The 6379-nt window shown below is 62.8% G+C and carries 7 protein-coding genes; 3 read left to right on the forward strand and 4 right to left on the reverse strand.

The window, feature by feature from the left end:
• Positions 1–98: 98 nt before the first annotated feature.
• Positions 99–1064, reverse strand: a complete 966-nt coding sequence (locus BMW72_RS17975; protein WP_241983775.1) for a DMT family transporter — start codon at positions 1062–1064, stop codon at positions 99–101.
• 28 nt (positions 1065–1092) lie between these two features.
• On the opposite strand from BMW72_RS17975, the gene BMW72_RS17980 reads away from it, so the two are divergent.
• The gene (locus tag BMW72_RS17980; protein WP_092113067.1) at positions 1093–2502 is read left to right on the forward strand and encodes an aminotransferase-like domain-containing protein; all 1410 of its coding nucleotides are present in this window, start codon (positions 1093–1095) and stop codon (positions 2500–2502) included.
• 181 nt (positions 2503–2683) lie between these two features.
• Here BMW72_RS17980 and BMW72_RS17985 read toward each other — a convergent pair whose 3' ends face one another.
• The 3 genes from BMW72_RS17985 to BMW72_RS17995 form a co-directional block, all read right to left on the reverse strand.
• A complete protein-coding gene (locus BMW72_RS17985) occupies positions 2684–3277 on the reverse strand; it encodes an LOG family protein (protein WP_092113070.1) in 594 nt (197 codons plus the stop codon).
• A complete protein-coding gene (locus BMW72_RS17990; RefSeq protein ID WP_092113072.1) occupies positions 3277–3681 on the reverse strand; it encodes an NUDIX hydrolase in 405 nt (134 codons plus the stop codon). The genes BMW72_RS17985 and BMW72_RS17990 overlap by 1 nt, the downstream gene beginning before the upstream one ends.
• A 145-nt stretch (positions 3682–3826) precedes the next feature.
• Positions 3827–4204, reverse strand: a complete 378-nt coding sequence (locus BMW72_RS17995; RefSeq protein ID WP_092113075.1) for an ArsR/SmtB family transcription factor — start codon at positions 4202–4204, stop codon at positions 3827–3829.
• An 83-nt stretch (positions 4205–4287) separates the two neighbouring features.
• Here BMW72_RS17995 and BMW72_RS18000 point away from each other — a divergent pair, with 83 nt between their 5' ends.
• Positions 4288–5520, forward strand: coding sequence for an MFS transporter (locus tag BMW72_RS18000; RefSeq protein WP_092113078.1), 1233 nt, complete (start codon positions 4288–4290; stop codon positions 5518–5520).
• A 171-nt stretch (positions 5521–5691) separates the two neighbouring features.
• Positions 5692–6078, forward strand: a complete 387-nt coding sequence (locus BMW72_RS18005) for a tautomerase family protein (RefSeq protein ID WP_092113080.1) — start codon at positions 5692–5694, stop codon at positions 6076–6078.
• Positions 6079–6379 lie beyond the last annotated feature (301 nt).

Consider the following 6379-nt stretch of genomic DNA (forward strand, 5'->3'; position numbering starts at 1 on the left):
AACCGCGCCTGTTTCTTAACGAACTCATTCTTCAACCACACGTACAACACCTCACAAAAATCGAGTGTTGCGACGACCGGTTGAATCCGCCGTTCCCCTTACGGGAGGTTGGTGCCGGACATCGCCTCGACTGGTGATGATTCAACTGCACAGTCCTCGGCGGAGCGTGTGGGCCTGACGCGATTGAGGCGCGTTCGTACGGCGATGCCGGCGCAGAGGATGACCGCGATGCCGCCGATGATGGTCTGCCACGTGAGCTCTTCGTGGAGGATGAGTGCGGCCCAGAGGATGCTGAGGGCGGGTTGGGTGAGTTGCACCTGGCTGACCTGGGCCATGGGCCCGATGGCGAGTCCGCGATACCAAGCGAAAAAACCCAGGAACATACTCACCACTCCGAGATAGGCAAACGCCGCCCATTGCGTTGGCGTGCCGGTAGGTGGCTGGTCGACGATAGCAATTGTCGTCAGGGCGACCATGAGGGGCGCGGCCAGAACGAGGGCCCACGATACGGTTTGCCAGGATCCGATCTCACGCGCGAGCAAGCCTCCTTCGGCGTAACCGATGGCAGCGGCCACGACGGCGCCGAATAGGAGCAGGTCCGACCACTGCAGGCGGATGCTTTCGCCACCCTGCAGGGACGCGAAGGCCACGGCCACCAGGGCCCCGACGGATGCCATGATCCAGAACGGCAGGGGTGGTCGCTCCTGGCCGCGCATGACGGCCGCGACTGCTGTCGCGGCCGGAAGAAGAGCAATGACCACAGCTCCATGGCTGGCCGACACCGTGGTGAGGGCGAATGAGGTGAGGAGGGGGAACCCAACGACGACGCCGCCCGCGACGACGGCGAGGCGAAGCCACTGGTTGCCGCGCGGAAGGTGTTGCCGGGTGATAATCAGGGCGGCCGCGGCAAGCACGGCAGCGATGACAGCGCGGCCGGAGCCGATGAACAGCGGGGACATGCTCTCGACGGCCACGCGGGTGAAGGGAACGGTGAAGGAAAACGCGGCGACGCCGAGCAGCCCCCAAGCGAGGCCGGACCGGGACGGTGATAGCGGTGCGGGCATTCGCTTGATAGCGCTATTATGATCTGACATGGATAACGATAGCAGTTTTCGGATCGTGGCCGCACTGCGCGAGTGGATCGCTGGCCGCGCGCCGGGCGCCCGGCTGCCCACCAGTCGGGTGCTCGTCGCCGAGTACGGGGCGAGCCCGGTGACGGTGCAGAAAGCCCTGCGCACTCTCGCGGCGCAGGGCTTGATCGAAACCAGGCCCGGCGCCGGCACGTTCGTTCGCGCGGTGCGTACCGCTCGTCCGCTCGACTTCAGCTGGCAGACCACGGCTATGCGTTCCCCGAACAGTCACCTCGGCGGGTTGAGTCCCGCGCTACGTGCCGCTCCGCAGGGAAGTATCGCTCTGCATTCCGGGTATCCCGACCGAGAGCTGTTGCCGGAGCGGTTGGTGCGGTCAGCGCTGGCTCGCGCGGCCCGAAGCGAGGCGGCGCTGACGCGTTCACCCGTCGCGGGCCTTCCGGAGCTGCAGTCCTGGTTCGCTCAAGAGCTTGGCTCCGCGACACCGGTCGGCGTCACTCCGCCGCTATCCAGCGATGTCATCGTGCTGCCCGGAAGTCAAAGTGGCCTGGCCACGATCTTCCGTGCCCTGGTCACCGCTGGAGCGCCTCTTCTGATGGAATCGCCCACGTACTGGGGCGCGATCCAGGCTGCCGCCCAAGCCGGGGTCGACGTGGTCCCGGTTCCATCGGGATCCGAGGGGCCCGATCCCGGCGAGCTCGCTCGGGCGTTCCAGGAAACCGGTTCGCGCGTCTTCTATGCGCAGCCCACCTATGCGAACCCGACTGGCGCACAGTGGTCAGAGTCCACCACGACGCAAATCCTCGACGTCGTTCGGGCGCACGGCGCCTTCTTGGTCGAGGACGATTGGGCCCATGACTTCGGCATCGATACCGATCCGCATCCTGTTGCCGCGCGCGATGACGCCGGCCATGTCGTCTATGTGCGATCCCTCACGAAGAGCGTCTCGCCGTCCCTTCGCGTGGCGGCAATTATTGCCCGCGGTCCCGCCAAGGAACGCATTCTCGCCGACCGCAGCGCCGAATCGATGTACGTCAGCGGGCTCCTTCAAGCCGCAGTGCTCGACGTCGTCACCCAGCCCGGTTGGCAGACCCACCTCCGCAACCTTCGCCCGCAACTGCGGGCCCGGCGAGATCTGTTACTGACGAGTCTGCGCGAGCATGCACCCGACGCCCACATAACCACGGTTCCGGCTGGTGGTCTCAATTTGTGGGCTCGCCTGCCCGATGGGACAAACCTCGAGCGGCTGGTCGCAGACTGCGAAGCCGCCGGGGTCCTGATCGCTGCCGGCTCGAGTTGGTTCCCGGCCGAGGCCACCGGCCCCTTCATCAGGCTCAATTACTCCGGGCCGAACCCGGGGGCATTTCCCGACGGAGCCCGCATCATCGGCCAAGCACTTTTGTCCAACCACTGACGCCCGCGGCCCGCGAGCGTTGTCAGCTCGAGCGCACCGCGCATAATTGGTGCCACCGCGGGACTACTGTCTCAGCTGTCCCGTCCCGAAACGGGGTTGGCGACACAGTCGCCGAACGCCTGCATGGGCGTCACGCTCGCCGTCCAGCTAACGGGTGACCTTTCGGCGCATGGGTGCGAATTTACGCGAGAGGAACCACCCGCGCTGTGCCTGGTTCATGCCATTTCTGCGGTGCCGGTTTCCAAATCTTGAGCTGATCAAGTAGGTCTTGAGCGTTGTCGGAAATGATCCGTGCGGCCCGGTAGGCCGGTCGGAGGAATCCTGCATCCACGCTGGCATCGATCGCAGCTATGAGCGGACCCCAGAAACCATCGATGTTATACAGCGCCACGGGTTTCGTGTGGATACCCAGTTGCTGCCATGTCCAGACTTCGAAGAATTCTTCCAGGGTTCCGGTCCCGCCGGGAAGAGCGATGAAAGCCTCGGACAACTCAGCCATGCGCGCCTTGCGCTCGTGCATAGACTCAACGATTTCCAGCCGTGTGAGGCCCGGATGGGCCAATTCACGGTCGACGAGAGATCCCGGCATTACACCGATGACGGCGCCGCCGCGGCTGAGAGCCTCGGTCGCGACGACACCCATCAAGCCAACATCGCCACCACCATAAACGATCCCGATTCCTTGATCAGCCAACGCCCGAGCGAGCGCTGCTGCACCTTCAGCGAACACTGGGCTGTAACCGAATGCGGATCCTGTGAAGATTGCGACGTGCATTAAGCGGCCAATGCAGGAAACACGAATTCGAGTAGTAATGGCGCGAGCGGAAACTCAGGTTCGGTCGCGGCTGTCGGATCTACCCAACGCAGCTCAACGATTTCCGCCGACGCGATCGGCGCGATCAAAACACTGCTGAGATAAACGGTCGCGTCGATGATTGTGTCCAGCTCGTTTGCGGCGGCGGCAGACCAGCTGCCAAGCAGTGAGAGATCTTCTTTCGCCACCCTTACCCCCAACTCTTCATAGACTTCCCGGAGAGCGGCCGCACCAGGAGCTTCCCCGGGTTCTGATTTTCCGCCCGGCAGCATGAAAAAGTCAGTACCGCCCTTACGGACCGTGAGTATCCTGTCGGCACCGTCACGAAAACACACAGCAGCGACAACGAGCGTCTGAGTAGTCATCCCGTCACGCTACCAATCCTCCGCCCCCGAGACGCGTCCCGCAGAACGTTCCCTATTTGGGGCGGCGAGTGTGTTCCAGTGAGGCGTCCGCTACAGGAACTGTCCATGCAGCTACGTGGGCGTCTGACCCGCGGGGCACGTGTCGTCAGTCTTGATGCCAGCGGGCGACAAGGTCGAGGAGTCCGGGGAAGCACTGGTTGATGTCTTCGGTGCGTACGCGGCTGCGTCGTTCGAGCCCGTATTGACGCTGCCGGATTAATCCCGCCTCGCGAAGTGCCTTGAAATGATGGGTAAGGGAGGATTTGGGGCGGTCGAATCCGAACCAGCCGCAGGAATGGTCGTAGTCCTCGGATTCAAGCATCAGTTTGCGCACGATCGTCAGCCGTAGCGGATCGGCCAGAGCCCCCATGAGCGCCTCCAATTGAAGCTTGTCGATCGACGGCTCTGGCAGCGGTTCCGGCAGGTTCTCAGGAGGATCCGAGACAGCGTTCCCTCCTGTGACGGTTTTCGAGGTGTCGGTCATACGTTCAGCCTAGAGCATGTACGAGTTTTCTCGAACTAGTGATAAGTTCGAGAAAACTCGTACTGAAGGATAGAGGTGGGACGATGGCACAGACCACAACTCGGCAGCCCGACGCGGCATTGCTCCGCAGGCCCGGCGCACGGCCGATGCTGTTGGCGGCCTTGATCGTGACTGCGGTGTTTGTTTTGTCGAACTCGCCGACACCGCTCTACGTATATTGGCAGCGGGAACTTGGCTTCTCCGCGGGAATGCTGACGGTGATCTTCGCCGCCTACATGGTCGGACTTCTGCTCACCTTGACCGTTGCCGGACAATTCGCCGACCGGTTCGGGCGCAAGTCGGTGCTCATTCCAGGGCTAGTGCTCGCGCTAGTGGCATGTTCCCTGTTCGGAGTTGCTTCTTCTGTCCTCGTGCTGGTGATCGCACGGTTCCTCACCGGCGTCGCGGTGGGCGTGATCGTCTCGGCAGGCATGGCGGCGGTCGTTGACCTCGGCGGCCCTGCCCGCCGTCGGCAGGCCTCTCTTGCCGCCTCTGTTGCCATGGTCTTCGGCGCCGGACTTGGGCCGCTGCTGTCGGGACTATTCGCTCAACGGATGGCGACTCCGGCCCCAGTAATCTTTGCGGTCGAGTTCGTTCTACTCGCCACCGCGCTTGCCATCGCCATTTTCCTGCCGCTGCGTCGTCCTCCCGCGAGCCAAAGCGCCGACACGGCTGAGGCACGGTTCAGCTTGCACTTGCCGAGTGTCCCGAAGCGAAACCAACGCCACCTCGCCTACGGCATCGCGGTCTTCGCGCCAGGGATCACAGCTACCTCTTTCGTGCTCTCCCTCGGCCCATCTCTATTGTCAAACCTGCTCAACGCCTCCAGTCCGTTGGTCGCCGGAGGAATGGCGTGTGCCATGTTCCTCGCCGCGACAGGTGTTCAATTCACCGTCAGTCGGGTACCGGTGCGCAGCATCCTCCTGCTCGGCTCCGGTGCGACACTCGCAGCGATGGCCAGCCTCATCATCGCCGTCAACGCCGCGGTCCCTGCGATCCTCATTCTCTCCGCCCTCCTTGCCGGCATCGGCCAAGGACTCGGACAGCTCGGAGGACTCACCCTCATCGGGACCCATGTCCCGGGCAACCACCGCGCCGAAGCGAACGCCGTCCTCAACATTGGCGGATACATCCCCGCCGGTCTACTTTCAGTCGCCACCGGCTACCTCATCAACGGCATCGGGCTGAGCGCCGGCGCCACCCTCTTCGCGGCGGTCCTCGCCGTGGCGGCCATCGCCGGAGGAATCCTCGTGCGCCGCGACCTCAGCCCACACTGAGCCATGGGTACGACTTGTTGGCGTCAGCACCGCCCTCGTGCACTTCTGAATTCAGAAGAGTGCCGCAGAGGGATCCTCTTTGGGGCAATCGTCCCGTAGAGGGTTCCCCTTGCGGAATACAATGCATGCGTGTTCGGACAACCCGCACTTGGCGACCTGCCAAACTGAAGCATGGCTCAAATCAAAATTTACGGTCACAAATCGGCGCTTGCTCCGCGCATCTCTTCGCTGTCCGACGCGATCCACGCAGCGGCGGTATCGGCGCTTCAGCTGCCGATGGAGAAGCGCTTCCACCGTTTCATCACGCTTAGCCCCGACGAGTTCATCACGCCTGAAGATCGTTCGATCGACTACACCATTGTCGAGGTCAGCATGTTTGAGGGCAGATCGACGGAAACAAAGAAGGACTTCATCCGCGAACTCATCAGCAATGTTGCAGCCGTCGGTGTCACTCCGCACGATCTAGAAATCACGATCACGGAGACGCCGCGTGCGAACTGGGGCATTCGAGGAGTGCCCGCTGACGAGCTGACGCTGAACTACTCAGTTGACGTTTGAGCACGCGGGCACCTCTGTTGTCGTGAAGGCGTCCCGCCTGTGGGCACCTATTTCAGTTCCGTGCATCAGACTGCCCGAGGCTCGCGGGTCATGGGCCGTGCTTCGGTGATCCGCGTGCTCAACTGGGCGGCCGATATGGTTCGACCGTCGACCGTCGAAGGTCGCAAGGTCGTGGAGCTCAGCCGACAAAAGTCCCGTTAGGGGTTGGCGGATTCAACCGGTCGTCGCAACACTCGATTTTTGTGAGGTGTTGTACGTGTGGTTGAAGAATGAGTTCGTTAAGAAACAGGCGCGGTTTTGG

Source organism: Cryobacterium luteum, from assembly GCF_900110125.1.
Classification (GTDB): Bacteria; Actinomycetota; Actinomycetes; order Actinomycetales; family Microbacteriaceae; genus Cryobacterium; species Cryobacterium luteum.